The organism is Micromonospora sp. NPDC005367 (genome assembly GCF_040606825.1).
In the GTDB taxonomy this organism is placed as follows: Bacteria; Actinomycetota; Actinomycetes; order Mycobacteriales; family Micromonosporaceae; genus Micromonospora.
This window is the reverse complement of sequence record NZ_JBEXFP010000071.1, coordinates 1-26,737: the sequence shown is the minus strand read 5'-3', so window position 1 is coordinate 26,737 and position 26,737 is coordinate 1. Positions and strand designations below refer to the sequence as shown.

Below are 26,737 nucleotides of genomic sequence, written 5' to 3'. Positions count from 1 at the left end.
GTCATGATCATTCATGTCGCCGAGGTGGCCCAGGTTGTGCAGCTTCGACTCCTGCAGGCTGGTGGCGATCGAGATGACCGCGGCCCGCTCGTCCAGACCCGACTTCTTCGTCGCGGCGATGATCGCCTTGGCGTTGGCGGTCTGCTCGTCGTTCAGGGCGATGTGCGACTGGGTGCCCTGAGTGCCGTGGGGGATCAGCTTGGCCGTGTCCACACCCGGCTTCTTATCGGTCTGGACCACGGCGACGGGCTTGGCGTCGACCACCGGGGTGGCGGCGTGCGCCGCGACCGGTCCACCGACGATGCCACCGGCGAACGCGAGACCAGCAATACCAAGAACGCTCTTACGCATGATCGTGTTCATTACGAAAACTCCTCGGGGGTGAGGGGCCCGTGCGCAACGGGGGCACGGGCCGAACGCCCAGGGGCGCTCGAAGGGGGAAAGTCTGTGACCGGGCTTCCGCGAACCGGGGGTGCTCACGGAACCAGGCGGATCCGGCGTCCGGGCGAGGCGGGGGCCTCACCGCGCCGGACCGGGTTCAACGACCGGCGGCCCACCATCATTCCCGGGGGCCTGCCGACCCCGGCGGCTACGACCGGAGGCCGTGCGCCGGGTCCGTGTGCAACGACCGGCCGGCCGGCATGATTCCCGGGCGCTACCGACTGCCCAGATGATCTGCCAGGTGACCGGGCTGCTACCTCGGCCGTCGGGAGTGTTCAACGCCCCCGACCCGGCCATGATTCCGCCCCCGGGATGTCGCCGGTCACACCCCGAACCCACCGAAACGCGATCGCCTGCGCCGTACCGGGCGACCCGCCACCGGGTGAACCGGACACCGGAGCCATTCACCCCAGGCGACGGGATTCGGGATCCTCGACGACGGGCGGTACGCGGGGTCCGAGCCCCGGACATCCGGGAACCGGAGACGATCAACCCGCAGACGAAACCGGCCGGCCCCGCACGGGGCCGGCCGGTTCGCTGATCGCACACCTCACCAGAGCTGCTGGACGATGTCCGCCGCCTGGTCCTCCCACTGCGCGTACGCGAACGGGTAGGCCGAGACCTGGACGGTCTGGGCGGCCTGCGTCAGCGGCAGGTTCTGCCACCCGTCGACGTTCTTGAGGGCGGTGAAGAAGGCGGTGGCTGCGTATTCGGGGTCGGTGATCTGCTCGGGGGTACCCCAACCGGACGACGGGCGCTGCTGGAACAGGCCCTCCGAGTCGTGGTCGTTGGACGTGCCGAGGTTGCCGAGGTTGTACAGCTTCGACTCCTGCAGCGACGTCGCGACGCCGATCACCGCGCCACGCTCACCCACGCCGGTCTTCTTCGCGGCCTTGATGATCGCCTTGGCGTTGTCACGCTGCGCGCCGTCCAGGGGGATACGCGACTGAGCGCCCTGAACGCCGAACGGGACCAACTGCTCCCGGCTCGGCTGGCCGCCGCCCCGCTTGGCGTCGCGGGATCCCATGGTCAGCCCGGAACCGTCCGTGGCGTCATGCTTGTCCGACCCGCCGTTGTCGCTGGTGGCGAAGTCGATGGCGGCGATGGCGGCGTCGTGCGGTCCAATGGTGACGGGAGCCGCGACTGCGGCCGGCCCGAACGCGAGGCCGCCGAGGACGGCCACACCCACCACGCTCAGTGCGGTCTTCTGGTAAGAGTCCTTCGCGATGGCCGGGAGCCATCGAGTGAAGTCGAACTTCACGATGGTTGCCCTTTCGATCATGCGAAGCGCTCCGGGATGAGCACTCCTCGGGGGATGTCCGCGCCGGAAGGGGTTTGGGCACGGACGGTACGGGGGACACAACCAGCTTGGCGTGTCGGTCATTCCGGATATGACCCTGGCGAGGTTGGCTGCGGTCCTGGTCACGCGCCGGAATACCGACACCTGGCCCGGCACCCGCCGACACCGGAGCGCCGCGAACTCCCGTGATCGGCGGGCGGTCAGCGGTCGCTTCGCGCCGTACCGCCGCATACCGGGCGCGCCCGGCGGTCGCAGCTGAGGCAAGGATTCGGCGAACGCGGCGGGGCTGGGAGTAGAGCCCGGCGGGATAGGGTGAGCGAGCGCCGACCGGAAGGCGATGACGTGACCGTTGCCGCGGTGGTCGACCAGCTACGCCTCGGCGAACACGTGTGTCGGACGTACGACGACGAGGCCGGAACTCTCGACGCCGTCGGCCGGTCCGTCACCGCGGGTCCACGTCTGGTCCGGAAGGCGCCCTGTTTCCTCGATCGGCTGACCGCCGACGCCGTGCGCGCCGGCCGGACAGCCCGCGGGGTGCCGACCCGGGAGGCACTGGCCGACGGCCGACTACGCCTGCTTCCCGCCGACGCCGACTACCGACCGGACGGGCGTTTCGACCGGGCCCGGATGATCGTCACCCTGCGAGCCGAGGGCAACCGCGCACAACAAGAGGAATATGCCGGATCAACGGTCGTCGGTGACATGGCCTGGGCAGCGCGCGGCGGCGCGGAGGCCGGTCACTTGTGGGCGTCATTGTTGCGCGCCTACCGCACCCGGAGTCCGGCCAGGAGTCCCGTGGTGCTTGACGTCTCGGACGAGAGCTTCGCCGACGTACGCGCCGCGCACACCCTGCTACGCGCCGACGCCACGGAGGGCGACCCGGGTACGCGTGGTCGGCTTCCGTCCCCGCCACGGCACCCGCCCCGACGCGGCGGGAATCCGCGTGACCCCCGCGCCGGAGCGCCCCCGGTCGACGTGCCCTTCTGACGAGAGGCCACCCGATGAACGATGTGGAGTACACGCTGCGGCCGGTCGGCCGAGTCGAGTCACCCCTGACCGATCCGGCGACCGCACCGAAGCAGGGAGACGAGGGAGCACCGGAGTCCTGGCTGGTGTTCGCACCGGAATTCGCCCCGGCGGTGCGCGACCTGCGGCCCGGAGCCGAGGCACTGGTGGTGACCTGGCTCGACCGCGCCCGGCGGGACGTGCTGACGGTCCATCCGCGCGGTGACACGTCGCGGCCGGAGACCGGGGTGTTCTCCACCCGTTCGCCGCACCGGCCCAATCCGATCGGCCTGCACCGGGTACGCCTGCTGGCCATCGACGGTCTACGGGTACGCGTCGCCGACCTGGAGGCGCTCGACGGTACGCCGGTGCTGGACGTCAAGCCGGTACTCGGCGCCCCCGCCGAACGGTGACCCACCGCCTCAGCCGGTGGGACGGATGATCCGGCCCGGCGGGACGAAGCCGCGGACCGGTACGTGGCCGAGCCGGCACGGCCGGCCACGTCATGACGGGACGGTCAGTGGCCGCGGGCGATCCACTCGTCGAGGTGCGGCGCCTCGGCGCTGATCGTGGTGTCGTCGCCGTGGCCGGTGTGCACCACCGTCTCCGCGGGCAGGGCGAGCAGCCGGTCCCGGATCGACTCGATGATGACCCGGAAGTCGCTGTAGGACCGTCCGGTGGCGCCCGGCCCGCCGGCGAAGAGCGTGTCGCCGGTGAACACGGCGCCCAGTGCGGGCGCGTGGAAACTGCACGCGCCGGGGCTGTGCCCGGGAGTGTGCAGCACCGTCAGCACGATGCCGGCCACCTCGACGTTCTGCCCGTCACGCAGCGCGCCATCGGGCGCGACGTCCGGATGGGTCAGGTCCCAGAGGATCCGGTCGTCGGGGTGCAGCAGCACCGGCGCGCCGGTGGCCCGGGCCAACGCCGGAGCGACCCGGACGTGATCGTCGTGGGCGTGGGTGGCGAGGATCGCCCGGACCCGGCGCTCCCCCACCACACGCAGGATCGCGTCCACGTCGTGCGGTGCGTCCAGCACGACACACTCGGCGTCGTCCCCGATCACCCACACGTTGTTGTCCACGTCGAACGTCTGCCCGTCCAGGGAGAACGTGCCGGTGGTGACCGCGTGGTCGACCCGCGCGGTCACGGAAGGACCACCACCGAGCGCAGCACGTCGCCGTGGTGCATCCGCGCGAACGCCTGCTCCACCTGGTCCAGCGCGATCTCCTCGGTGACGAACGCGTCGAGGTCGAGGCGGCCCTGCAGGTAGAGCTCGGTCAGCATGGGGAAGTCGCGGCTGGGCAGGCAGTCGCCGTACCAGCTGGACTTGAGCGCGCCGCCTCGGCCGAACACGTCGAGCAGGGGCACTTCGACGGTCATCTCCGGGGTCGGTACGCCGACCAGCACCACCGTGCCGGCAAGGTCACGGGCGTAGAACGCCTGCTTCCACGTCTCCGGTCGGCCCACCGCGTCGATCACCACGTCGGCGCCGAACCCGCCGGTGGCGGCGCGGATCGCCTCGACCGGGTCCTCGACCGTGGCGTCGACCGTGTGCGTGGCGCCGAACTTGCGCGCCCAGTCGAGCTTGCGGGCGTCGGTGTCGATCGCGATGATCGTCGTCGCGCCGGCCAGCGTCGCGCCGGCGACGGCGGCGTCACCGACACCACCGCAACCGATCACCGCCACCGAGTCGCCCCGGGTGACCCCGCCGGTGTTCATGGCCGCGCCCAAGCCCGCCATGACCCCGCAGCCGAGCAGCCCCACGGCGGCCGGTCGAGCGGCCGGGTCGACCTTCGTGCACTGCCCGGCGTGCACCAGCGTCTTCTCGGCGAACGCGCCGATACCCAGGGCCGGGGTCAGTTCGGTGCCGTCGGTGAGGGTCATCTTCCGGGCGGCGTTGTGGGTGGCGAAGCAGTGCCAGGGGCGGCCGCGCCGACACGCTCGGCAGACACCGCAGACCGCGCGCCAGTTCAGGATCACGAAGTCGCCCGGGCTGACGTCGGTGACCCCCTCGCCGATCTCCTCGACGATCCCGGCCGCCTCGTGCCCGAGCAGGAACGGGTAGTCGTCGTTGATGCCGCCCTCGCGGTAGTGCAGGTCGGTGTGGCAGACCCCGCACGACTGGATCCGGACGATCGCCTCACCGGGTCCCGGGTCCGGCACCACGATCGTGGCGATCTCGACCGGCGCGCCCTTGCTGCGGGAGATGACTCCCCGGACCTCCTGGCTCACGCTTTCCCCTCCTGGTCGAGCGGTGGTGGCGGTACGGCCGCCGGGGTCGGTGCGGCCGTCGAAACCCATGGACCCCCACCACGACCGGACGCCCGCGGGTTTCCGATGATCGACCCCCGGTGAACCTATCGGAAACCGCCCATCCGGCCTAGGGCGGTCCGGGAGCATCAGCGGTCCTGCGCCCGGCCGCCGTCGGCAGGAAAGCGGACGAACTCGCCCGCCGGGCGGGCAGCTGAGCCGCACCCCGGTACGACGCGGACGCCGGCGACAAGGCTGTCCCGCAGCGGGTTAAGCGGTCCGATCGAGGGGTAGGCGGGGGCACGATCCGGCCTCACCGCGGGAGTGGTCATGAGAATTGCACATGTGCCGCTGCGCGCTTCCATCGGCGCGTACATGCTCAACTCCGGGCTGACCAAGCGAAACCTGGAGGGCGAGGCGGCCCAGGCGACCCACAGCATGGCAGTCGGGGCGATGCCGCAGCTGCGGCAGATTCCCCCCGACCGGTTCGCCAAGGTGTTGTCGTACAGCGAGTTGGCGTTGGGCGCCGCCCTGCTCGTCCCGCTGGTGCCGTCGGCACTGGTCGGGCTCGGGCTCACCGCCTTCGGCGCCGGGCTCGTGCAGCTCTACCTGAAGACGCCGGGGCTGCGCCAACCGGGCAGCGTACGCCCCACCGAAGCGGGTTCCGCGCTCGCCAAGGACGTCTGGCTGGTCGGCGCCGGGCTGACCCTGGTGCTGGACGGCCTCATCCCCCGACGGCTGCGCCGCTGACCAACCCGCGCGGCGTCAGCGCCGCCCCGTGCCGACCGCCACCGGGGACTCGACACGGGTGGACGCCTCGGCGGCGAGCCGGCGGCGGGTCGCGTTGCGGTGCCGCAACACCTGCACCGCGCCGAACGACCAGAGCACGTACTGCAGTGCGAAGGCCCAACGGAACGCGTCGAGGTCGGGGGTCTCCCGCCCAGCCGGGGTCGCCGAGTCGAGCACGATGCCGACGGCGAGCACCAGCACGATGGAGGCTACGAAGCCGCCCACGTTGACGATGCCGGTGGCGCTGCCGATGCGGCTGGCCGGGTTGAAGGTGCGCGCGTAGTCGAAGCCGATGATCGAGGCGGGTCCGTTGACGGCGAGCACCAGCACCAGTGCCACCAGGAGCCAGTGCGGCGCCGGCCCGGGCCAGGCCAGCACCACGGCCCAGACCGCCGCGGTGGCCGCCACGACCGTGAAGACGAGCACCGAGCGACGATACGGATGCCGGGCGCAGAGATGCGCCAGCACCGGTCCGACCAGCAGGCCGGCCACCGTCATCAGGGTGAGCAGGGACGCCGCCGTGGTGGGCGTGAGGCCCTGCCCCTGCACCAGGAACGGGTAGCCCCAGAGCAGCGCGAAGACCGAGCCGGAGAACTGGGTGACGAAGTGCGTCCAGAGGCCCAGCCGGGTGCCGGGCTGGGCCCAGGCGGCGGCCAGTTCCCGGCGGACGGCGGCGGGCCGGGGCGGCGGGCCGGCGAGGGTCTCTCGGTGTGGGGTGTCGCGTACCGCGACGAGGACCAGGAGCACGACTGTCGTGCCGAGCGCCGCGGCGACGAGGAACGCCGGTGTCCAGCCGAAGTGGTGCAGCAGCGCCACCAGGGGCACGGCGCCGAGGACGGCGCCGAGCTGCCCGAGTGTGCCGGTGAGCTGCACGATGAGCGGGTTGGCCCGGCCGGGGAACCAGAAGGTCACGAGGCGCAGCACGCTGATGAACGTCATCGCGTCGCCGAGCCCGACGAGAATCCGGGCCACCACGGCGAGACGCACGTCGGTGGCGAGGGCGAAGCAGAGCTGCCCGGCGACCATCAACGCGCCGCCGGTGATGAGCAGCCGGCGCGAGCCGAAGCGGTCGAGCAGCACCCCGACCGGGACCTGCATCGCCGCGTACACGGCGAGCTGCGCCACGGAGAAGGTGGCCAACGCGGAGGCGTTGATGTCGAAGCGGTGGGTGGCGTCGACCCCGGTGACACCGAGCGAGCTGCGGTGGAAGACCGCGGCCACGTACGCGGCGAGTGCCACGCCCCAGACCAGTACGGCTCGGCGGCGTGCGGGAGCGGCGGCGCTCACCGCGGTGTCCGCGGTAGCCGTCATGCGTCCATCCTCGGCCGGGCTCCGGATCGGCTCGGGGCCGGTCACCGGCAACGTGGCGTGGACCACCGGCCCGAGCGCCCGAGCGGGCCGTGGCGTCGACGCGCCGTGACCAGCGCGGACACGCGGATGGGGCAGCCCCGCTGGGGGCTGCCCCATCCCGGTCAGCGCCTCTGGCCGGCCGTGCTCGGACGGCTCGTGCGTCGGCTCAGAAGCCGAGCACGGCCCGTCCCCCGACCACGGGCAGCCGCAGTTCGCTGTGCTCCGGCGCGACCCGCAGCTTCGTGCCGCCGTTCGGCAGCAGGGTGTACTCCTGGTCGCTGGAGAAGACGACCACGCCGATCCGGTGGCCGGCCGGGAAGATGTAGTCCTTCGGCTCCAGGGTCCACCGGAGGTCGTAGAGCTTGCCCTGCTTGAGCTGCTCCGTGCGGTCCGCGCTCTTGCGGTTCTGCGGGTCCATCCAGCCCCGGGTCACCACGGTCGGCGCGGCGGTCGAGCCGGCCGGGCCGTAGTCGACCAGGTAGGTGGTCAGGTTCGCGTCCGGCTTGTTGTCGATCGCCATCCGCAGCCGCATCTCCGGCCGCCCCGAGATGCGGACATCCTGGCCGAGCGCCGGGGAGAGGTACGCGAGGCGGTTCGGGCTCGCCGCGTCCGGGCCGGCCACCAGGGTGTCCGGTCCGATGGTGCGACCCTCGTCGACGAAGCTCTGCTCGACCTTGCCCTTCGGCCGCTTGCCGGTGGTGAGCGTGCCGGGCTGGGTGGCGTCGGTGGCGGCCAGCTTCACCGCGACCTCGCGTGCGCCCGGGTCGGGCCAGTTGGCGTACGTGGTGTAGGCCCGGTCCTCCCGCTGCAGCACGGCGGTCGGCTCGTCCATGATCCCGTTCGGCACGTTCCACAGCCAGTAGTCGAACCAGCGGTTCTCGGTCTGCTTGTACGTCCAGGTACGGCCGTCGGGCAGGGTCACCGACGCGTTGTTGCCGGGGCCGCCGTGCCCGCCCTGGTGCAGCCAGATCTTGCGCGGGACGTCGCGCTTGGCGAGCTCGTCCCACCAGCCGGCGAAGTGCTCGGTCTTCACGTTCCAGTCGTTGAGGCCGTGTACGACGAAGACGCTCGCCCGCACCTTCCGCGCGTCGAGGTAGTCGCGGTCCGCCCAGTACTTCGTGTAGTCGCCGGTCACCCGGTCCTGCTGCTCGGTGAGCTTCGCGATCTCGTCGGCGCAGGGGCCTTCGGCGCGGGTCTGCCCGGCGGTGAACTGGGCGAGGATGTCGGTGTCCTCACCCTGGTAGGTGCCGGGTGCGACGACCAGACCGTTGGCCCGGTAGTAGTCGTACCAGCTGCTGATCGCGGAGACCGGCACGATGGTCTTGAGACCCTCCACGCCGGTCGTGGCGACCTGGTTGGGCAGGGTGCCGTTGTAGGAGACACCGGTCATGCCGACCGCACCGGTGGTCCAGCCGGCGGTGACCGGGGCGCCGCTGGCGTCGTAGCCCTTCGCCCGCCCGTTCAGCCAGTCGATGACCGCCTTCGTGCCGAGCGTCTCGGCCTGGTCGCCGCTGGTGGGGCAGCCGTCTGAGTCGGCGGTGCCGACGCTCTGGCCGAGCACCACGGCGTAGCCGCGCGGCACGTAGTAGTCGTCGAGCGAGCCGGGCAGGTTCGCCTTCGCCTCCGCGCGCTGGACGCCCATGTCGAGCGCCCGCAGCCCGTAGCGACGGGTCTGGCCGTTCTGAGGCAGGTCGTCGACCAGCACGCTCGGGTACGGCACGTCGCCCCAGGTGTCCTTGCGGTACGGGCTGTGCTCGAAGATGACCGGCACCTTGAGGCCCTGCGTGGCGGTCTCCCGCGGGCGGGAGATGTCGATGGCCACCCGGTCGCGCTGACCGTCGTGGTCGGTGTCGACCGGGGTCTGCACGTACACCCGTTCCTCGATCGCGTCGGCGAGCGAGAAGACCGGCTGGGTCATGCCGTCACTGACCACGATGCCCGGCGGCGGCGCGGCGGCGGGCGGGGCCGCGGCGCTCGCGGGGGCGGCGCTCAGCAGCAGCGCGCCGGACACGCCGACGCCGAGCAGTGCTAAATGGGGAGATCGACGCACTCGCGTCTCCTTCGATCGGGCTGATGGCCGGGTACGGCCAAGGGGTGGATTCCGAAGATCCATTCACCCCCATGCTAGGGATGGTCGGCGCTCCCGTCGATGACCATCAATCACACGAAATCGGTCCCACCCGGACCGTTCGGCGCGCGCAGCAGCAGGGATGAGCATCATCGGCAGACGGTGTACAGCCGCTTCCGGACCTGGGAGTTGGACCGGACCTGGGAGGGGCTGTGGCGTGGCGGAAGCCCGAGCGTGGGCTCGCCTGAGCGGGGTTCGCCGCCGTACCGGCTGGGAAAACCGCTGTCGGGGTGAATCGATCGAGGTGTTAGATCCAGCACTGTGCACAAGACTCTGGAGTTTCCCGATCTGCTGCGGCTGATCGACGAACGCGCAACCGCCTTCCGCGCCGCGATCGCCGACGCGCCCAGCCTCGACCTGCCCGTACCGACCTGCCCCGGGTGGACGCTGTCCGACCTGGTGCAGCACATCGGCGAGGGCCGCCGCCGCTGGGCCGCCACCGTCGCCGCTGGGCCGGGTGCCACGTCCAGGACCCCGGCCCAGGGTGACGCGGTCGCGCCGCAGGAGCGCGAGGCGGTGCCGGCCTGGCTGGCCGCCTCAACCGAGCTGTTGCTGGCGGCCCTGCGGGAGGCCGGTCCGGACCAGGGCTGCTTCACCGGCTGGGGTAACACGCAGACGCCGCACACCGCCGGTGGCGTCGCCCGGCACCAGGTCCAGGAGATCGCGGTGCACACCTACGACGCCCAGCTCACCGTGGGCGAGCCGGCCGCACTGCCGGTCGAGGTGGCGCTCGACGGTGTCGAGGAGACCCTGTTCATCACCTGCTTCACGACGAGCGCCTGGCCGCACAAGCCCACCGCTTTCGACTTCCACGCCACCGAGGGCCGCTCCTGGCGCCTCACGGTCGACGGCGACGGTGCACGGACCACCCGGCTGCCCGCTGCCGGCGAGGACCCGGACGCGGCGGGTGTCTCCGTTGGCGGCACGGCCAGTGATCTGGTCCTCTACCTGTACGACCGCATTGCGGCGAGCTCCCTGCGACTCGACGGGGACCCGGGGCTGCTCGACCTGCTCCGCGCGTGGGAACCGGAGGATTAGGCGTGACGACACGCCACCGCGCACGAACCGGCCGCTCGAATCGCGAACGGTCCCGTACCGAACGGTGGCGGTCCCACTGGGCACAAGGGTTGGCTGCACGCCTGAGACGAGGGAGTCCAGTCAGGTCGTGACGTGCCCGGCTCGTGGGCGCACCGCCCGGTCACCGCCGTCTCCAGGTGCACGATCCCCGCGTCCGGGCGCAGCTCGTCGAGCAGTTCCAGCGCCACGCGCCCACGGCCGGCTCACCGGTACGGCACACGGCAGCGCCCCGTTCGTCCGCTCGGCCAGCCGCACGCATCCGCGCGCGTCGCGGACCAGGTGATCGCGCAGGTCGGCGGCCGGGCCCGGGGCAGGAAGCATCGCGCCCACGCCCCGACCGGTCATCACGTCCCCGCCGAGAAAGCGGCGGATCGTGTCGGCAGCCATTCGCGCACCATCACACCCGGCAGCCGGCACGGGTCGGACGCGAACTCGGCCCGCCCGGGCGGGCCTGCTCGCTATCGTTTGGGCGACGGCCGGCCGGAGGAGCGCGTGTGAGCCAGACCCGCTCGGCACGCCCGTGGTACCGGCCGATGACCGGACGGCGACGCGACGAACCGCACCGCGCCGCGACCCCGCTGGAGCTCTTTTTCGACCTCTGCTTCGTGGTGGCCGTGGCGCAGGCCGCCGACAACCTGCACCACGCGTTGTCGGCGGGGCACATCGGCCTCGCGGTCGGGCGCTACCTCATGGTCTTCTTCGCCATCTGGTGGGCGTGGATGAACTTCACCTGGTTCGCCTCCGCGTACGACACCGACGACGACGTCTACCGGATCACGACATTGGTGGAGATCGCCGGGGCGCTGATCCTGGCCTCAGGGGTACCGCGCGCGTTCACCGAGGGCGACTTCGCCACGATCACCTTCGGGTACGTGGTGATGCGGCTGGCCACGATCGTGCAATGGATACGAGCCGCGGCCGGTGACCGGTCGCACCGGCGCGCCGCGCTCAGGTACGCCGGCGGGGTGTTCGTGGTGCAGGTCGGCTGGCTGCTGCGGCTCACCCTGCCGGACAGCTGGCTGGCGGGCTCCTTCCTGGTGCTGGCGCTCGCCGAGCTGTTGGTGCCGGCGTTGGCCGAGCGGCCGGGCATGACCCCGTGGCATCCGCGGCACATCGTCGAACGGTACGGCCTGTTCACGCTGATCGTGCTCGGTGAAGTGGTGCTGGTGACGTCCGTGGCGATCCAGACCGGGTTGGACGCGGGCGACCGTCAACTCTGGTCGCTCGCCGCCGCCGGCACGGTGATCGTCTTCGCGCTCTGGTGGCTCTACTTCGACCGGCCGGTGGCGGTCGCGAACCGGCTGCGGCGGGCGCTGTTCTGGGGATACGGCCACTACCTGATCTTCGCCTCGATCGCCGCGGTCGGCGCCGGCCTGGGGGTGGAGGTGGAGCACGAGCGCGACGACAGCCATGTCTCCGGTCTGGCCGCCGGGTACGCGGTGGCGGTGCCGGTGGCGGTGTACGTGGTCACCCTCTGGGCGCTGCACCTGCGTCGCCGACAGCACCGGTGGCTGGCCGCCGCCTGCCTCTGCACAGCGGCGCTGGTGCTGCTCGTCCCGCTCGGTCCGGCGCCGGTACACCTCGTGGCGGTCCTGCTGTTCTGCCTGGTGACGGTCACCGTGCTGGGGAGGAGGCTGAGCACGTCACCGGATGTCACAGCCCCGGACCCCGCCGGGAGTGACGGCGGCGGTCCCGTCGAGGCGCAGTGAGCGGGCCGATCCACTGAACGCGACGACCCGTACACATCCGGTATGGGACACGCCGCGCTCAAGTGGGCAGAATTGGGTCATGTCTTGCCGTCGATGGCTGCTCGCCGACCAGCTCGGGCCCCACTTCCTCGACGACTCCGACCAACCGGTGCTGCTCATCGAGGCGCGGGAGCTGTTCCGGCGGCGACCGATGCACCGGCAGAAGGCCCACCTGATCCTCTCCACCCTGCGGCACCGCGCCGCTGAACTCGGCGACCGCGCGCTGCTGCTACGGGCCGGCACGTTCCGGGAGGCGTTCGACCGGCTCGCCGAGCCGGTCGAGGTCTGTCATCCGCACTCGCGGGCGGCGATGCGCTTCGCACGTTCGGTGCCCGGCCTGGCCGTGCTGCCGGCCCGTGGGTTCATCACCAGCCCGGCGGACTTCGCGGCCTGGGCCGAGCAGCAGCACGGCCCGCTGCGGATGGACGCCTTCTTCCGGCACGCCCTGGACCGCCACGGGGTGCTCCGCGCCCCCGCCGGCAGCGCGCCGGCCCGCCGTCCGCCCCGCTCGGTCGACGCCACCCAGCCCGTACCACCACCACCGCCGGTGGTCGAGGATGACATCGACGCGCAGGTGCGCCACGACCTGGACCGGTGGGCGGCCGACGGGGTGCGGTTCGTGGGCGGCGACGGCCCCCGCCGGTTCCCCGCCACGCACACCGAGGCGCGGACCAGGCTCGCGCACTTCCTCCGCCACCGGCTGCCGGAGTACGACCGGTACGCCGAGGTGATGAGCGTGCACGACCCGCTGCTGACGCACAGCGGGCTCTCCTCGTCGTTCAACCTCGGCCTGCTGGACCCGGGGCCGGCCGTGGCGGCGGCGGAACGGGCCTGGCGCGACGGGTCTGCGCCACGGGCCGCCGCGGAACTCTTCATCCGCGGGCTGCTCGGCTGGCGCGAGTTCCTCTGGCAGCTCTACTGGTACGCCGAGCCCCGGTTCCGCGGCGCCGGCGCGCTCTCCGCCGCCGAGCCGCTGCCGCAGTGGTTCGCCGAGCTGGACGCGGACGCGATCGAGGCGCGCTGCCTGGCCGACGTGCTGGCCACGGTCCGGGACACCGGGTTCACCCATCATGGTCCCCGGCTGCTGGTGCTCGGCAACTACGCGCTGCAACGCGGGTGGCGGCCGACCGAACTGGTCGACTGGTTCCAGCGTTCGTTCGTCGACGGCGCGGACTGGGTGATGAACGCGACGGTGCTCGGCATGAGCCACTACGCGGAGCCGTCCCCGGTGGAGACCCGTCCGTACGCGGTGGACGGCACGTACATCGACGAGATCAGTGACTACTGTGCCGGCTGCCGGTACGTGCCGGAGCGGGCGCTCGGGGACCTGGCCTGCCCGTACACCGGCGGGTTCGAGATGTTCCTGCACCGCGACCGGGGCCGGCTGGTCGACGACCCGCGGCTCGCCGCGGAGTTGATCCGCCGCGACGAGCCGGAGCACCGTGACGCGGTGCTGGCCCAGGAGGAGAAGCGGGGCAGCAACGCGCCCTGAGAGGGTGGTTTGAGGCGGCCGTGCCCTACTGCGCCGGCCCCAGGCGACGCCCGGCACTCGGCTCGCTCCGGGCGAGCCTCCTCAAACACCCTCTGACCGTTCAGCCGCCTCGGGTGGGCGCGGCGCCGGACCCGGTGGCGGTCAGCGCCCGCCGCCGGCGGGCACGGGCACTCCCCAGAAGCTGAGCAGGAGCCGGTGGAACTCGTCGGCCCGCTCGACCTGCGGCAGGTGCCCGCAGTCACGGAAGAGGTGGGTTCGGGCCTTCGGCAGGGCCGCGCGGGCGGCCTCGAGGTGGGTCGCCGGCAGGATGAGGTCACGCTCACCCCAGATCACCAGCGTCGGCACGTCCACCTCGGCCATCCTGGCGAGCAGTTGCTCCCGCCACTGGGCCCGGACGCCCTGGAACCGGCCGAGGTTGCGGGCGATCTCGATCATCACCCGTCCGGTGTACGGCAGGCGGGCGATCTCCAGGGCGTGTGCGATCCGGTCCTCGGTGGCGAAGGCCGGCTCGTGGAAGAGCGCCAGCTCCGCCCGCCGGGCGGCCGCCCGGCTCGGGATCAGCAACAGCCGGCCGAGCGGACGCACCGTGAGCAACCGTAGTGCGAGGGTCACCTCCCGGCCGAAGCCGGCGCTGCCGGCCAGCGCGAGGCTCGCGACCCGGTGCCGTTCGCTGACGGCGAGCTGCATGGCGATCGCGCCGCCGAGGGAGTTGCCGACGACGTGCGCCGGCCGGTCCACGCCCACCGCGTCGAGGTACCGGCCGACGAACCGGGCCAGCGACGGCAGGTTGCACGGGTCGACCATCGGTAGTGATCCGCCGTGGCCGGGAAGGTCCACGCTGTGCACCCGGAACCGCTGGGCGAGCAGCTCGTGCTGCTCGGCGAAGTCGCGCATGCTGCGGCCGATGCCGTGCAGCAGCACCACCGGCTCGCCGGCACCGTCGACGCGGTGCCGTACCCGCCGGCCGGCGACGGTGACGTGCCGCGGCCGCTCTGCCGAGGTCATGTCGCCCCCCTCACGTTCTCGCCCGCGGACTGCTCAGCACGGCGCTGGGCGGGCACACCAGACGCCGGTGACGTGGGGGACGGTGACGCGCCCGGCCGAGCCGACGCGCCACCGCGGTCGACGCCGAGGGCGAGGATCCGGCCGTACGAGGCGGGCGCGACCCGGGCCAGCAGGTCGGGCAGCCTCGCGGACCAGCCGATCAGGACCCGGCCGCGTCGGCGGGCCACGGCGCGCAGGATCGCCTCGGCGGCGGTGGCCGGCGGGATGGTGAGCAGCTTCTCGAACCGGCGCCGGCCCTGTTCGTACTCCTGAATGGCGACGCCGCTGCCGACGCGGGCGTCGGCGGCGATGCGGGTGTTGATCCCGCCGGGGTGTACGCAGGTGACGCCGATGCCGTCGTCGGCGAGCTCGTGGCGCAACGCCTCGGTGAACCCGCGGACGGCGAACTTGCTCGCCGAGTACGCGGCCTGCCCGGCGGGGGCGATCAGGCCGAAGAGGCTGGAGACGTTCACCAGGTGCGCGCCGGGTTCGGCCTTGAGCGCGGGCAGCAGCTGGTGAGTCAGCTGCACCACGGCCCGGAAGTTGATGTCGACGACCCAGCTGAACTCCTCGAGTGCCACCTGGTCGAACCGGCCGCCGAGGGCGACCCCGGCGTTGTTGATCAGCAGCCGGATCCGGGGATGCCGTTGCCGGATCTCGGCGGCGGTCCGGGCGGTGGCCGCGGCGTCGGCCAGGTCGACCACGTGGACGTCGATCGGCAGGTCGGGGTGGGCGGTGCGGAGGGCGGCGACCACGCCGTCGAGGCGTTCGGCGTCCCGGTCCAGCAGGACGAGGTGACTGCCGCGTCGAGCCAGCCCGTGGGCCAGCGCCGCACCGATACCGCTCGCCGCGCCGGTGAGTACAGCCGTGCCCGCGGCGAAGTCGAAGCTACGCACGCGTCGCGCTCCTCTCCGGACTGCCCGCGCGGGAGAACCGCACGCCCTCGTCGGCGAGCCGGCCGTGCCGCAGCAGCAGCACGTCGCGGGGATAGTTCTGGTGCAGCCGCCAGGGCGCGGATCGGCCCTGCTTGGGCAACGCGTCCAGGCTACGCAGCACGTACCCGGAGCGCAGGTCGATCAGCGGCACCCGGTCGTCGTCCGGCGGTGGTTGCGGAGTGACAATCTGCTGGCCGGTGCGGTCCAGGTGCCTCAGCAGCCGGCAGACGTAGGTGGCCACCAGGTCGGCCTTCAGCGTCCAGGAGGCGTTGGTGTAGCCGATCGTCATGGCGAGGTTCGGCACCCCGGAGAGCATCATGCCCTTGTAGGCGACGGTGCGCGCGAGGTCGACGTCCACGCCGTCGACCCGCACCGTCATGCCGCCGAGGGCGAGCAGGTTGAGCCCGGTGGCCGTGACCACGATGTCGGCGGGGAGCTCCTCGCCGGAGGCCAGCCGGATCCCGTGCTCGGTGAACGTGTCGATGGTGCCGGTGACCACCGAGGTCCGGCCTTCTCGGACGGCGGCGAAGAAGTCGCCGTCGGGCACGATGCACAGCCGCTGGTCCCACGGGTCGTAGCGGGGCGAGAAGTGCCGCTCGACGTCGTAGCCGGCCGGCAGGTGACTCCGCGCGGATCGCCGCAACACCCGCTTCATCAGGCCGGGGGCCCGTCGGCTGAGCTGGAAGTTGGCGGTGGCGAGCAGGACGTTCTTCCAGCGGACCATCGGGTGCACGGCCTTCGCCGGCAACCACCGTCGCAGCGTGCCGGCGAGCGCGTCCCGTGAGGGCAGCGCGAGGATGTACGTCGGTGAGCGCTGGAGCATGGTCACGTGCTCGGCCCGGTCGGCCATCGCCGGTACGAGGGTGACCGCGGTGGCGCCGCTGCCGATCACGACGACCCGCCGGCCGGTGTGGTCGAGGTCTGCCGGCCACTGTTGCGGATGGACGAGCCGCCCGGTGTACCGCTCGACACCCGGCAGCTGCGGGGTGTAGCCGGCGTCGTAGCGGTAGTAGCCGGCGCAGACGTGCAGGAATCCGCAGGTTAACTCGACGATCTCGGCGGTGTCGTCGCGGTGCGCCCGTACCGTCCAGCGCGCCGTGGCGCTGTCCCATTCGGCGCTGAGCACCCGGTGCCGGAAACGGATGTGACGCTCGACGTCGTACTCGCGGGCGGTGTCGCGGACGTACTCACGGATGGCGTCGCCGTCGGCGATCGACTTCGGGTTCGTCCACGGTTTGAAGGAGTAGCCGAGGGTGAACATGTCCGAGTCGGACCGGACGCCCGGGTACCGGAACAGGTCCCAGGTGCCGCCGATGGCGGCGCGGGACTCCAGCAACGCGTACGTCTTGTCCGGGCAGTTGCGTCGCAGGTGGCAGGCGGCGCCGACGCCGGACAGCCCGGCGCCGACGATGAGCACGTCGACGTGATCGCGGGCCAAGGCAGCTCCCCGGGTGGCGGTGGACCGGACCCTATCCACCATCGTCGACGCCGGTCAACACTCTGTCAACAATCTCGACACCCTGTCGAAACGCGCTAGCATCGACGACCATGACAATCGCCCGTGCCCCCGCCGGGAACGCCACCACGCGCGGTCGGCGCGCCGGCCGCCGCTCCGGCGACCAGCGTGAGCTGGCGATACTGTCCACGGCGGAGCGGCTGATGACCGAGCGGCCGTTCGCCGAGATCTCCATCGACGACCTGGCCCGCGGAGCCGGCATCTCCCGCCCCGCCTTCTACTTCTACTTCCCGTCCAAGGACGCGGTGCTGCTGACCCTGCTGGACCGGGTCACCGCCGAGGCGGACGCGGCGGCCGGCGACACGCTCGACCGGATGGCCGAGGACCCGCGGTCGCGCTGGCGCGACCTGATCGGCCGGTTCCACGACACGTTCCGCGCGCACAAGGCCGTGGTGCTGGCGTGCGGCCAGGCACGCGGCGCCAACGCCGAGGTACGCGAACTCTGGTCGGCGGTGCTGGAACACTGGGTGCGGTGCACGCAGACGGCAATCGAGGCCGAGCGGCGGCGCGGCGCAGCCCCGGACGGGTTGCCCGCCCGGGACCTGGCGATCGCGTTGAACTCGATGAACGAGCGGGTCATGTGCGCCACCCTCGCCGGCGACGGGCCCGCCGTGGCCGAGTCCGGCGTGGTGGACGTACTGCTCGACGTGTGGCTGTCCGCGATCTACCGCAGCACGACTCCCCCGTCGGCCTGAGCTACCTCGGGTCGGCGGACGCTCGGGTGAAATCCATGATCCAGTTGGTCTCCCAGGTGCGCTCGCCGTCGGTGGAGAACGCCTGCTCCCAGCGGCACGAGGTGGCGGTGATCCCGGACCAGATGAACCGGCAACGGATCGGGCGGCCCTCGTCGAGGTCGTCGGCGTAGAAGGTGCCCACCCCGGCTACGAAGCGGCCGACCACCGGCGGCACCTCCAGCACCCCGCGCTGGCTGTTCATCCAGTAGATCGCCCAGGTGCCGGCAGCCGGGTCGAAGATCCGCACGGTGGCCCCGGAGAAGCCCTTCGTCGGGAAGGTGATCTCGTCGAAGCTGCCGGCGCCGCCGAAGAAGGTGCGGGCCACCTTACGGCCGGGGAACTCGTCCCAGTCGTCGGAGCCGACGTGCCGCTTGGTCAGCCGCCGGTTGGCGATGTCCCAGGTGCCGACGAGGAAGTCGAAGTCGCCCATCAGACGCCCACCGGTCCCTCGGCGCGCGTGTCCGCCAGGTACTGCTCGACGTCCGGCAGCTCCGGCGCCAGCATGTGCCGGATCCACGCGGCCCGCTCGTGTTCCAGCACGCCCAGCTCCCAGACGCAGCCCACCCCGGGCCGGTTCAGCGCGACGAAGTGGCTCGGGTCCTCGTCCGGGCAGCCCAGCACCGGCTGCCCGGCCACGGCGACGCGTACCTCGAGCACGTTGTCCCACGTCCAGCAGTACGCCAGCAGGTAGGCGCCGGTGTCCGCGCCCCGGTGTAGCACGACCCAGCCGGCGGGTGGGGTGCCGTCCGGGTCCGGGACGAGGCTCGGCAGCACCTCGTACGCGGCCTTCTCCACCTCCGGTTCGATCGGCCGCTCGGGCTGGTCGATGTGGTAGCGCTTGAGCTGCCGGCCGGCGACCGTGATCGGTCCCGGCACCCGCAGGTCCTTGTCGCGAAATGCCATGCCGGGACGGTACGGAGGCTTCACTGACACGTACTGTCAGTGGAATGCGGGCCAGTCGACTTCTCTCCGTCCTGCTGCTTCTCCAGACGCACGGCCGGATGACCGCCGCCGAGATCGCCGAGCGGTTGGAGGTTTCCGTCCGGACCATCTACCGGGACGTGGAGTCGCTGCACGCGGCCGGCATCCCGCTCTACGGGGCGGCCGGGCATGCCGGCGGCTACGAACTCGTCGACGGGTGGCGGACTCGGCTGACCGGGCTGACCGCCGAGGAGGCGGACCGCCTCTTCCTGGCCGGCCTGCCCGGACCGGCCGGCGAGCTCGGCGACGGTCCGGTGGTCGCCGCGCTCCAGCGCAAGCTGCACGCCGCGCTCCCGCCGCCGCAGCGCGAGCGCGCCGCCCAGTTCCAGCAGCGCTTCCACCTCGACACCTCCAACTGGTACGCCGACGGGGACGCGTCCCCGCACCTGGCGCTCACCGCCGACGCGGTGTGGCGGCAGCGGCGCGTGGCGGTGAGCTACCGCAGCTGGAGCGGCGAGGTGGCCCGGGTGCTGGAGCCGTACGGGTTGGTGCTCAAGGGGGGCCGCTGGTACGTCGTGGCGGCCCGGGCCGGACGGGCCGAGCCGGCCCCCTACCGGGTCAACCAGATCCTCGCGCTCACCCCGCTCGACGAGGGCTTCGACCGGCCGGCCGACTTCGACCTGCCAACCTGGTGGCACGCGCACGTACGGCAGTTCCGGGCACGCCTGCACCAGGACGAGGCGACTGTGCGGCTCTCCCCCGGCGGCCGGGACCGGCTGCGCGAGATCGCCAACGACGTGGTGGTCGCGGCGGTGGACGCCAGCGCGGGGCCACCGGACGCGAACGGCTGGACAACCGCCGTACTGCCGATCGAGTCACTCACCCACGCGCACGGTGAGCTGCTGCGCCTCGGCGCCGAGGTGGAGGTGCTCGCGCCGCCGCAGCTACGCGACCGGTTGGCCGCGACGGCCGCGGAGCTGGCCCGGCTGTACCACGGGCGCTGACCACGGATCCACGGTGGAGCGTGGCGCAGGGCATCGATAGTCGGCGCGATGTGCCACCCTGGTACGGGGACGAGGACGTCACCGGAGGTGAGAGTCACGCTACGGCTGCGCGCGCTGACCCCTGTGCCCGGCACCGGGCCGGTCTCCCTCGACATACCGGCGGGCCACACGGCCGCGCTGGTCGCGCCGCCGCGGGTCGGCACCGCGGTCGCCCGGGTTCTCGTCGGGCTGGTTCCACCGCTGGACGGGCGGATCCTGGTCGGCGAGCGGGACGTCACGGATCTGCCGCCGCCGCGCCGGCAGATCGGCTACGTGCCGGCCGGCGGGGCACTGCTGCCGCAGCTGACCGTCCGCCGGAACATCGAGTACGGCCAACGCAAGCGGGAGCGGGTGCGGGAGATGGCCGACGACTGGACGGCCACCGTCGTCGAGCGACTGGAGTTGGCGCCCACGCTCGCCCTGCTGCCGCACGTGCTCACCGACGCCCAGCGGTTCCGCGTGGCGCTGGCCCGCGCCGCCGCCTGCCTGCCCGAGGTGCTGGTAGTCGACCTGCCGGGCGGGATGGCCGACGGCGGTCGGCTCGACGACCTGATGCCCCGGCTCTCCCCGGCGGACGCACCGGGGGTGGCCGTGCTCGTCTGCACCGCCGACCCGGCCACGTTGGCGCAGATCCCGGCCCGGGTGGAGCTCGCCGCCGAGGCGGTACGACGGTGACGGCGCCGGGGCGGGTGAGCCGTCGTACGCTGCTGGCGGCCGCCGCGGCCGGCACCGCGACGATCGCGACCGGTTGCTCCGACGGCGGGCGGGCCGTGCAGGTGGCGGTGGTCTGGAGCGGTGGGGAGCTCGTGCCGTTCCGCGCCGTGGTGGCCGGCTACGGCGCGCCGGTGCACGTGGTCAGCGCCGGCAACGACATCGACGCGTTCCTGCGGGCGCGGCAGCTCGCCGGGACCAGCCCCGACGTGGCGATCCTGCCCCGCCCGGGCCTGGTCATCGAGTACGCCCGGCGGGGTTGGCTCAGCCCGCTGAACCCCTCCCCCGGCCACGGTGTTCCCGGCAGCCTCGCCGGTCTGCTCCGCGGCGACGACGGGCAGCGTTACGGCGTCTGGGTGAAAGCGGCGCACAAGTCGCTGTTCTGGCACCTGCCGTCGATGCTCCCGCAGCCGCCGGCCACCTGGGACGAACTGGTGCGGCTCACCCGCCGCCTCGCCGCGCGGGCCCGCCGCGACGGCGGCCCGGCCCCACTGGCGATCGGCGCCGCCGACGGCTGGGTGCTCACCGACTGGTTCGAGAACGTGCTGGCCGACGTGGCACCGGACGGGTACGACGCCCTCGCGGAGCCGACCGCCGACTGGCAGGGCCGGCCGGTGCGCGAGGCCCTCGACCGGCTCGCCGAGATCTGGAGCATCGACGGCGCCTTCCCCGGCGGCGGTCGCCGGGCCCTGCTCACGCAGTACGAGGAGTCGGTCATCCAGGTGGTGCACACCCGCCGGGCGGTGACCGTCTTCGAGGGCGACTTCGCCGACGGTGTGGCCCGTCGTTTCCGGCAGGGCCTGGAGGAGCCGGAGACGTTCCGGTTCCCCGGCGTCCGTCCCGGCGACGGCCCGCTCATCGTCGGCGGCGACGCGGCCGTCGCCTTCGCCGGGTCCCGCGCCGGTGTCGGCCTGGTCCGCTGGCTCACCGACGCCACCGTGTTCCGGCCCTGGCTGAGCGCGGGCGGCTACCTGTCGCCGGACGTCACAGTCGAGCCCGACGGTTACGCCGACCCGCTCCGCCAGCGTCTGGCCAGGGAGATGCGTACCGCCGGCACCGTGCGCTTCGACCTCTCCGACCGCCTGCCCGGCCCGTTCACCGGCTCCGACGGGGTCGGCATCTGGCCGATCATGCAGGACTTCTTCGCCGACGTGACCGACGGCATACCGGCCGCCGAGGCGATCCGCCGCACCACGAAGCAGCTCGCCGCGGCGGCCCGCGACGCCGGTGGTGGCCGATGAGCAGACTGCCCGTGCTCGGCGAACCCGTCGTGCTCGACGACGTGGGGCCGCCCCGGCGAGGTCGGGCGTACCCGGCGGTCGGCGCGTCCACCGCCCTGCTGCTGCCTGCCGCGCTGCTCCTCGGCGCCCTGGTGCTCTGGCCGGTGCTGCGGACCGTGCACGCCAGCGTGACCAGCGGCGGCCACTGGGTCGGCGCCGCGCACTTCCGGGCCGCGCTGGCCGCCCCCGGCACCGGCGCGGTGGTCGGCCGCACGGTGCTGTGGGCGCTGCTCGTGCCCGCCGTGGTGACCGGACTCGGCTACCTGCTCGCCGTCGCCTCCCGCCGTTCGCAGGAGGGCAAGCTCGTCCGGTTGATCCTCGTGGTGCCGACCGCGCTGCCGCTGGTCGTCACCGGCGTGACGTTCCGCCTGATGTACGACCCGGACCCGTCCCGGGGGCTGGCCACCCTCGTCGCCGCCCGGTTGACCGGGCGCACCGGCGAGGACGTGCCGCAGATGCTCGGTCCGGGCCTGGTCACCGTCGCGTTGATGTCGGCGTTCGTCTGGGCGTGGGTGGGGTTGGCGGTGCTGGTGTTCCGAGCCGCCCTGGACCGGCTGCCGTCGAGCCTCGCCGACGCGGTACGCGCGTACGGCGGCACCCGCCGGCACGTGCTCTGGGACGCGCAGTGGCGTCCGCTGCTGCTGCGTACGGTGGCGGTGGTGTTCGCCCTGGTGGCGCTCGGCACCAGCCGTACCTTCGACCTGATCCTGGTGATGGCGCCCGGGTCGGTGCGCGACGAGGCGGCGGTGCTGGCCCTGCGGGTCTGGCAGACCTCCGGCGGCACCACCACCGGCGAGGGCGCGGCGCTCGGCGTGATCTGGCTGGTGGCGGTCGCCGCCGGCATGCTGGTGGCGGCGCTGTTCGTCCGGCAGGCGTGGCCACCGCCGCGCGACGCCGAGCCGGACCCGGTGGCGGCCCCGCCACCGCGACCGTTCCGGCTGCTCGCCGCCGGCGCCGCCATGGCCTGGCTGGTTCCGCTGGCGGTTCTGGTGGCGACCTCGCTGCACGGGCCGGTGGACGCCGCGGCGCGGGGGTGGTGGTCGGCGCGGCCCAGCCTCGCCTCCTACCACGAAGTGCTCACCAGTTCCGAGCTGTGGCGATCGCTGGGGTTCACCCTGCTGCTGGCCGCCGGTGTCACCGCCACGGTGCTGGTCGTCGCGCTGCTCGCCGCGTACCCGCTGGCCGGACTGACCGGACCGGCCGCGCAGGCGACCGGGCTGCTGCTGATGATCGCTGTCGTCGTGCCGGTGCAGGTGATCGCCGGGCCGGTCAACGAGGTGCTCGGGGTGGCGCTCTCCTCCGGCACCGCTCGTGGTCTGGTCCTGGTGCACGTGGCGCTGGGTGTGCCGTTCGCGGTGCTGGTGCTGCGCAACGCGTTCGCGGACCTGCCGAACGATCGGCTGCGCGCCGCCCGGCTGGGTGGTCGGCACCGGTGGGGCATGCTGCGCCGGCTGGCCCGGCACTGCCGTCCGGCGATCGTCGCGGTGTCGGTGCTGGAGTTCGTGCAGGTGTGGAACGACCTGGTGGTCGGGTTGTTGTTCAGCGGGCCGGACTCGGCGCCGCTCGGGCTGTTCCTGGCCGGGCAGACCCGCGGCTTCGTGGCCAACAGCGGGGCGCTGGCGGCCGGCTCGGTGATCGCTTCGATGTTGCCGGCGCTGCTGGTCGTGCTGGCCCGGCGGCATCTCGTCGCGGGTCTCGTCTCCGGCGGTGTCCGGTGACCGCCCCGAACGGCCGCGAGGGCGGCGGACGGCCACCCCGCTGGCCGTTCCTCGTCGCGGTCACCACGGTGATCGGCGGCGTGCTCGTCAACCTGGCCAGCAACCTGCTCTCCGAGCTGGCCGCCGGCATCCTCGGGCCGGCGAGCCTCGCGCTGGTGATCAGCGGCGCGCTCGGCTGGGTGGTGTTCGACGTACGCCGCCGCCGGGCCGGGCGGCCGAACGGACCCGGGTTCGCGGACGGCGTGGCCACGCCGAGCGGCGCGCCGACCCTCCCGCCGGACCGGATGAGCGGCTGGCCGTCGCCGGGACGTATGCCGGGCTGGGACGCGGCCGTGAACGACGTCGCGGACCTGCTCGGGCGCGAGCAGGCGGTCGCCGTACGGGGGCGGCGGGCGGTCGGCACGTCGGCGTGCGCGATCCAGGCCGCCAACCGGTGCCGCGACGACTTCCCGGACGGGCAGTACTACCTCGACCTGCGCCCGGGTGGTCGGCCCCGGTCGGCTCGGCAGGTGCTGACCGCACTGGCCCGCATCCTGGGCACGCCTCCGCCCACCTCCGCCCGCCCGCAAGCGCTCACCGTAGCGGCCGACGCGCTGCGAGGGCACCTCGACGGCCGGCGGATCCTGGTGGTGCTCGACAATGTGGACCGCCCCGAGCAGGTGCGTCCCCTGCTGCCGCCGACCACTCGCACCTGCCGGCTGTTGCTCGCCGGCGGCCCGGCGCTGGTCGGGCTGCGGGGCGTCGCGGAGCGCTGGATCAACGAGCCCGACACCGACGACGCGGTCGAGATCTTCGCGGCGGCGGGGAAGGCCGCGCCCGCCGCCCGCACCCGCCGGACCGACCCGCGCACCGATCCGCTCGTGCGGGACATCGTGGGGATCTGCGGGCGGCAGCCGCGGGCGGTACGCGCCCTGGGCTACCGCACGGCGCAGCACAGCTGGCGGCACGCGGACGTGCTGGACTCGCTGCAACGGGCGGTGCGGACGCCGCCGCACCAGCGGACCGGTCTCGCCCCGGCGGCCCGGCTGCTCACCGAGGCCGACACCGCGTACCGGGCGTTGTCCGCCGAGGCGCGCCGGCTGTACCGGCTGATGTCACTCAGTCCCGCCCCGGTGGATCGGGCGACCATCGCGGCACTGGCCGCCCGGCGTCCCGACCAGGTGTCCGCGCTCCTCGACGAACTGACCGCCACGGCGTTCGTGCGGGGCCGGGACGGCGACCGCTACGAAATCCGCCCGCCACTGGCCGGGTACGCCCGGCTGCACCTGCGTGCCGTCGACCCGGTCCGCCGGCGCGTCGCCGCGCAGGCCCGGCTCACCCGGCACCTGGCGAAGCACGCCGAGCGGCACGTCGCCGCCCTCGCCGCGCTCGGGTCACCGCCGGACCAGGAGTGGACGCTGCCGCTGGACGACGACCCGTACGGCTGGTTCGACCTGCACCAGGAGTTGCTGCTGGCGGTGGTGCGGGTGCCGGCGGGCGCGGCCGAGACGCTACCGCGCCGGGTACGTCGCTGGTGGTTCCGGCTGGCCGTGGCGCTCTGCGGCTGGCTGGCACACGCCGAACGGCTGGACGAGTGGGAGCAGGTGTGCCGCACCGTGCTCGCCACCCCCACCGCCGAGGACCGGCCCGAGGTCGCCGGTTGGGCGCACAACGAACTGGGTGCGCTCTACCGGCGCCGGCACGAGCCGCACAGGGCGGCCACCGTACTGAACCTGGCGGTCATCGAACGCGGCCGGCGGGCCACCGCACAGGCCCGGATGAACCTCGGCCTCGCCCTGCTCGACCTCGGACAGCTCGACGACGCGGTGGACCACCTGGCCTGGTCCCGGCGGCACCGCTCCGGCGCGGATCGCGCCGGGCTCGCGCTGACCGACCTGGCGCTGGGTGCGGCCCGGTTGGCCAGGGGCGAACTGGACAGCGCCCACCGCCACCTGGTCCGGGCGGCGAACACGTTCAGCGCGCTCGGCGACGCGCGCGGCTACGCGGCGGCGCTGACCAATCTGGTGCTGGTGCACACCGGCCTCGGCGAGCACCTGGACGCGGCGCAGGCGTGGCGGGCGGCGCTGCGCGAGTACGACTCGGTCAACGACGCGACGGGACGGGCGGCCGTGCTGCTCAACGCCGGCGCCGCCCTGCTCGCGGCCGGTCCGGGGCAGGCCCGTCAGGCGTACGACTGGCTGGCCGAGAGCCGCCGGCTGCGTGAGGGCGGCCGGCCGACCGCCGGGCTGGGCCGTACCCTGCTCTACCTGGGTGACGCGGCGGCGGCCCTGGACGACCCCGACGAGGCCCGCCGGCACTGGGTCGATGCGGCGGCGATCTGCGAGGCGGTCGGCGACGGCGCCGGCCAGTCGGCGGCCGACGCCCGCCTGAACGCGGCCGTCCACGAGGTCTGACCCACCTGCGCACCCGCTTCGACGTTCATCGTCAGAGCGGGACACGCCCGGTCGTCGATCGGCCTGGATCCGGCTAGGATCGGACGATTTGTCACTGCAGCTCGGTGGGGCTCAACGTCCCAGCGGCGTGATGGGAGATGAGATGGGCGACGCACAGCGGCGCTTCGGTGGCCTCGCCGTAGACAGTTTCGGGGCCGACGGCGGCCACCCTCCGCTGGTCCTGGTGCACGGCCTGACGTACGACCGGAGCCAGTGGGGGCCGATCGTGCGCGAGCTGGCCGCCCTCGACCCGGGCCGGCAGGTGCTGGCGCTGGATCTGCCGGGACACGGCGAGTCCGCGCTTCGTGAGTCCTACCAGGTGGGCGACGTCGCGGACGCCATCCACGAGGCGGTGACGGAGGCCGGGCTCGACCGACCGGTAATGGTGGGCCACTCGATCGGCGGCGCGCTGGTCACGATCTACGCCGCTCGCCACCCGACACGTGGCGTGGTGAACGTGGACCAGCCACTGCTGCTGGGCCCCTTCGGTGACCTGCTGCGGCGCAACGAGCCGGTACTGCGCAGCCCCGACTACCTGCAGCTCTGGAACTCGCTGCTGGCCGGGATGGGGATCGACCAGCTCCCACCGGCCGCGCAGGAACTGGTCCGCACGGCCACCACTCCCCGGCAGGACCTGTTCCTCGGGTACTGGAACGAGATCCTGGTGACCGCGGACGAGGCGTTCATCGCGCAGCGGGTACGGGAGCTGGATCGGATCCGGTCGCTCACTGCGTCGGGGCACTGGGCATGCACCCGCCCTGGACGGGTTGGATTCGCCTCTACCCGGTTCGCTATCGCGACCTGGACGACGACAGCAAGTTCC

At 73.0% G+C, this 26,737-nt stretch carries 23 protein-coding genes and 1 pseudogene; 13 read left to right on the top strand and 11 right to left on the bottom strand.

The genetic code is table 11. The features are described 5' to 3' along the window. Together ABZS42_RS30360 and ABZS42_RS30355 are read right to left on the bottom strand one after the other, a co-directional pair. Window positions 1-363: pseudogene (locus ABZS42_RS30360) on the bottom strand (hypothetical protein); the annotation flags it as partial. A 628-nt stretch (window positions 364-991) separates the two neighbouring features. Continuing rightward, window positions 992-1,702 carry a hypothetical protein gene (locus tag ABZS42_RS30355; RefSeq protein ID WP_355151142.1) on the bottom strand — a complete coding sequence of 237 codons (711 nt, stop codon included), beginning with the start codon at window positions 1,700-1,702 and terminating at the stop codon, window positions 992-994. A 381-nt stretch (window positions 1,703-2,083) separates the two neighbouring features. Here ABZS42_RS30355 and ABZS42_RS30350 point away from each other — a divergent pair, with 381 nt between their 5' ends. Next, window positions 2,084-2,728 carry an MEDS domain-containing protein gene (locus ABZS42_RS30350; protein WP_355151140.1) on the top strand — a complete coding sequence of 215 codons (645 nt, stop codon included), beginning with the start codon at window positions 2,084-2,086 and terminating at the stop codon, window positions 2,726-2,728. A 14-nt stretch (window positions 2,729-2,742) separates the two neighbouring features. Then, window positions 2,743-3,159, top strand: a complete 417-nt coding sequence (tsaA, locus tag ABZS42_RS30345) for a tRNA (N6-threonylcarbamoyladenosine(37)-N6)-methyltransferase TrmO (protein WP_355151138.1) — start codon at window positions 2,743-2,745, stop codon at window positions 3,157-3,159. Between the two features lie 104 nt (window positions 3,160-3,263). On the opposite strand, the gene ABZS42_RS30340 is transcribed toward tsaA, so the two are convergent. Both ABZS42_RS30340 and ABZS42_RS30335 read right to left on the bottom strand, forming a co-directional pair. After that, window positions 3,264-3,893: an MBL fold metallo-hydrolase gene (locus ABZS42_RS30340; RefSeq protein WP_355151136.1), complete on the bottom strand. Its 630-nt coding sequence runs from the start codon at window positions 3,891-3,893 to the stop codon at window positions 3,264-3,266. Next, window positions 3,890-4,978, bottom strand: coding sequence for an S-(hydroxymethyl)mycothiol dehydrogenase (locus ABZS42_RS30335; protein WP_355151134.1), 1,089 nt, complete (start codon window positions 4,976-4,978; stop codon window positions 3,890-3,892). Before ABZS42_RS30335 ends, ABZS42_RS30340 begins: the two co-directional genes overlap by 4 nt. A gap of 348 nt (window positions 4,979-5,326) precedes the next feature. On the opposite strand from ABZS42_RS30335, the gene ABZS42_RS30330 reads away from it, so the two are divergent. Continuing rightward, window positions 5,327-5,746: a hypothetical protein gene (locus tag ABZS42_RS30330; RefSeq protein WP_355151132.1), complete on the top strand. Its 420-nt coding sequence runs from the start codon at window positions 5,327-5,329 to the stop codon at window positions 5,744-5,746. 15 nt (window positions 5,747-5,761) lie between these two features. Here ABZS42_RS30330 and ABZS42_RS30325 read toward each other — a convergent pair whose 3' ends face one another. Beyond that, a complete protein-coding gene (locus tag ABZS42_RS30325; protein WP_355151130.1) occupies window positions 5,762-7,096 on the bottom strand; it encodes an MFS transporter in 1,335 nt (444 codons plus the stop codon). A 205-nt stretch (window positions 7,097-7,301) separates the two neighbouring features. Beyond that, window positions 7,302-9,185 (bottom strand): Xaa-Pro dipeptidyl-peptidase, encoded by a 1,884-nt coding sequence (locus ABZS42_RS30320; RefSeq protein ID WP_355151128.1) that lies wholly within the window; start codon window positions 9,183-9,185, stop codon window positions 7,302-7,304. A 339-nt stretch (window positions 9,186-9,524) separates the two neighbouring features. On the opposite strand from ABZS42_RS30320, the gene ABZS42_RS30315 reads away from it, so the two are divergent. From ABZS42_RS30315 to ABZS42_RS30305, 3 genes are all read left to right on the top strand, one after another. Further along, on the top strand, window positions 9,525-10,301 hold the full coding sequence (locus tag ABZS42_RS30315) for a maleylpyruvate isomerase family mycothiol-dependent enzyme (protein ID WP_355151126.1): 777 nt from the start codon (window positions 9,525-9,527) through the stop codon (window positions 10,299-10,301). A gap of 533 nt (window positions 10,302-10,834) precedes the next feature. Further along, window positions 10,835-12,049 carry a low temperature requirement protein A gene (locus ABZS42_RS30310; protein WP_355151124.1) on the top strand — a complete coding sequence of 405 codons (1,215 nt, stop codon included), beginning with the start codon at window positions 10,835-10,837 and terminating at the stop codon, window positions 12,047-12,049. 79 nt (window positions 12,050-12,128) lie between these two features. Then, window positions 12,129-13,580: a cryptochrome/photolyase family protein gene (locus ABZS42_RS30305; protein ID WP_355151122.1), complete on the top strand. Its 1,452-nt coding sequence runs from the start codon at window positions 12,129-12,131 to the stop codon at window positions 13,578-13,580. Between the two features lie 141 nt (window positions 13,581-13,721). On the opposite strand, the gene ABZS42_RS30300 is transcribed toward ABZS42_RS30305, so the two are convergent. Genes ABZS42_RS30300 through ABZS42_RS30290 form a run of 3 tightly spaced genes read right to left on the bottom strand, consistent with a single transcriptional unit; the run spans window position 13,722 to window position 16,997 of the window. Then, window positions 13,722-14,585, bottom strand: a complete 864-nt coding sequence (locus tag ABZS42_RS30300; RefSeq protein WP_355151120.1) for an alpha/beta fold hydrolase — start codon at window positions 14,583-14,585, stop codon at window positions 13,722-13,724. Next, a complete protein-coding gene (locus ABZS42_RS30295) occupies window positions 14,582-15,520 on the bottom strand; it encodes an SDR family oxidoreductase (RefSeq protein WP_355151118.1) in 939 nt (312 codons plus the stop codon). Before ABZS42_RS30295 ends, ABZS42_RS30300 begins: the two co-directional genes overlap by 4 nt. Then, entirely contained in the window at window positions 15,513-16,997 is a 1,485-nt protein-coding gene (locus ABZS42_RS30290) for an NAD(P)/FAD-dependent oxidoreductase (protein ID WP_355151116.1), read from the bottom strand. The genes ABZS42_RS30295 and ABZS42_RS30290 overlap by 8 nt, the downstream gene beginning before the upstream one ends. A 110-nt stretch (window positions 16,998-17,107) precedes the next feature. Between ABZS42_RS30290 and ABZS42_RS30285 the strand changes: the two genes are divergently transcribed. Beyond that, window positions 17,108-17,770: a TetR/AcrR family transcriptional regulator gene (locus ABZS42_RS30285; RefSeq protein WP_355151114.1), complete on the top strand. Its 663-nt coding sequence runs from the start codon at window positions 17,108-17,110 to the stop codon at window positions 17,768-17,770. Window position 17,771: 1 nt separating this feature from the next. Here the strand turns inward: ABZS42_RS30285 and ABZS42_RS30280 are convergent, their stop codons facing one another. Then, complete coding sequence (locus ABZS42_RS30280) at window positions 17,772-18,239, bottom strand: hypothetical protein (protein WP_355151112.1); 468 nt, start codon at window positions 18,237-18,239, stop codon at window positions 17,772-17,774. Beyond that, the gene (locus ABZS42_RS30275; RefSeq protein ID WP_355151110.1) at window positions 18,239-18,712 is read right to left on the bottom strand and encodes a hypothetical protein; all 474 of its coding nucleotides are present in this window, start codon (window positions 18,710-18,712) and stop codon (window positions 18,239-18,241) included. Before ABZS42_RS30275 ends, ABZS42_RS30280 begins: the two co-directional genes overlap by 1 nt. Window positions 18,713-18,756: 44 nt before the next feature. On the opposite strand from ABZS42_RS30275, the gene ABZS42_RS30270 reads away from it, so the two are divergent. From ABZS42_RS30270 to ABZS42_RS30245, 6 genes are all read left to right on the top strand, one after another. Continuing rightward, complete coding sequence (locus ABZS42_RS30270) at window positions 18,757-19,734, top strand: WYL domain-containing protein (RefSeq protein WP_355151108.1); 978 nt, start codon at window positions 18,757-18,759, stop codon at window positions 19,732-19,734. Window positions 19,735-19,821: 87 nt separating this feature from the next. After that, a complete protein-coding gene (locus ABZS42_RS30265) occupies window positions 19,822-20,448 on the top strand; it encodes an ATP-binding cassette domain-containing protein (RefSeq protein WP_355151106.1) in 627 nt (208 codons plus the stop codon). Continuing rightward, on the top strand, window positions 20,445-21,725 hold the full coding sequence (locus ABZS42_RS30260) for an extracellular solute-binding protein (RefSeq protein ID WP_355151104.1): 1,281 nt from the start codon (window positions 20,445-20,447) through the stop codon (window positions 21,723-21,725). The genes ABZS42_RS30265 and ABZS42_RS30260 overlap by 4 nt, the downstream gene beginning before the upstream one ends. Continuing rightward, on the top strand, window positions 21,722-23,482 hold the full coding sequence (locus ABZS42_RS30255) for an ABC transporter permease subunit (RefSeq protein WP_355151102.1): 1,761 nt from the start codon (window positions 21,722-21,724) through the stop codon (window positions 23,480-23,482). Before ABZS42_RS30260 ends, ABZS42_RS30255 begins: the two co-directional genes overlap by 4 nt. Beyond that, the gene (locus tag ABZS42_RS30250) at window positions 23,479-25,875 is read left to right on the top strand and encodes a tetratricopeptide repeat protein (RefSeq protein WP_355151100.1); all 2,397 of its coding nucleotides are present in this window, start codon (window positions 23,479-23,481) and stop codon (window positions 25,873-25,875) included. Before ABZS42_RS30255 ends, ABZS42_RS30250 begins: the two co-directional genes overlap by 4 nt. A gap of 142 nt (window positions 25,876-26,017) precedes the next feature. Next, on the top strand, window positions 26,018-26,737 hold a 720-nt coding region (locus ABZS42_RS30245; RefSeq protein WP_355151098.1), incomplete at its 3' end, for an alpha/beta fold hydrolase.

What these genes read in the sequence shown, in the direction of transcription:
- tsaA (WP_355151138.1), top strand. Translation starts at nt 2,743, where the DNA reads ATGAACGATGTGGAGTACACGCTGCGGCCGGTCGGCCGAGTCGAGTCA.
- ABZS42_RS30330 (WP_355151132.1), top strand. Translation starts at nt 5,327, where the DNA reads ATGAGAATTGCACATGTGCCGCTGCGCGCTTCCATCGGCGCGTACATG.
- ABZS42_RS30325 (WP_355151130.1), bottom strand. Translation starts at nt 7,096, where the DNA reads ATGACGGCTACCGCGGACACCGCGGTGAGCGCCGCCGCTCCCGCACGC.
- ABZS42_RS30305 (WP_355151122.1), top strand. Translation starts at nt 12,129, where the DNA reads ATGTCTTGCCGTCGATGGCTGCTCGCCGACCAGCTCGGGCCCCACTTC.
- ABZS42_RS30300 (WP_355151120.1), bottom strand. Translation starts at nt 14,585, where the DNA reads ATGACCTCGGCAGAGCGGCCGCGGCACGTCACCGTCGCCGGCCGGCGG.
- ABZS42_RS30285 (WP_355151114.1), top strand. Translation starts at nt 17,108, where the DNA reads ATGACAATCGCCCGTGCCCCCGCCGGGAACGCCACCACGCGCGGTCGG.
- ABZS42_RS30280 (WP_355151112.1), bottom strand. Translation starts at nt 18,239, where the DNA reads ATGGGCGACTTCGACTTCCTCGTCGGCACCTGGGACATCGCCAACCGG.
- ABZS42_RS30275 (WP_355151110.1), bottom strand. Translation starts at nt 18,712, where the DNA reads ATGGCATTTCGCGACAAGGACCTGCGGGTGCCGGGACCGATCACGGTC.
- ABZS42_RS30270 (WP_355151108.1), top strand. Translation starts at nt 18,757, where the DNA reads ATGCGGGCCAGTCGACTTCTCTCCGTCCTGCTGCTTCTCCAGACGCAC.
- ABZS42_RS30255 (WP_355151102.1), top strand. Translation starts at nt 21,722, where the DNA reads ATGAGCAGACTGCCCGTGCTCGGCGAACCCGTCGTGCTCGACGACGTG.